Source organism: Aeromonas sobria (genome assembly GCF_050266975.1).
Lineage (GTDB): Bacteria > Pseudomonadota > Gammaproteobacteria > Enterobacterales > Aeromonadaceae > Aeromonas > Aeromonas sobria_B.
In genome coordinates, this window is record NZ_JBKISU010000127.1 from 1 (window position 1) to 299 (window position 299).

2 tRNA genes are annotated in these 299 nt (G+C 59.2%); both read right to left on the reverse strand.

Annotated elements, in window-relative coordinates:
• Window positions 1-34: 34 nt before the first annotated feature.
• A tRNA-Met gene (locus tag ACLHZ1_RS20750) sits at window positions 35-111 on the reverse strand.
• A gap of 80 nt (window positions 112-191) precedes the next feature.
• A tRNA-Met gene (locus tag ACLHZ1_RS20755) sits at window positions 192-268 on the reverse strand.
• Window positions 269-299 lie beyond the last annotated feature (31 nt).

A 299-nucleotide genomic window follows, 5' to 3' on the forward strand; every position in this document is an offset into this window, starting at 1 on the left:
CTTCCTGTTCACGGATGAACGGCAAGACTGTATGTGGTTGCGGGGGCTGGATTTGAACCAACGACCTTCGGGTTATGAGCCCGACGAGCTACCGAGCTGCTCCACCCCGCGTCCGAATTGTCCCGATATGGCAGAGCAGTTGCCATCCCGGGTGCGCCTTCCTGTTCACGGATGAACGGCAAGACTGTATGTGGTTGCGGGGGCTGGATTTGAACCAACGACCTTCGGGTTATGAGCCCGACGAGCTACCGAGCTGCTCCACCCCGCGTCCGAATTGTCCCGATCTGGCAGAGCAGTTG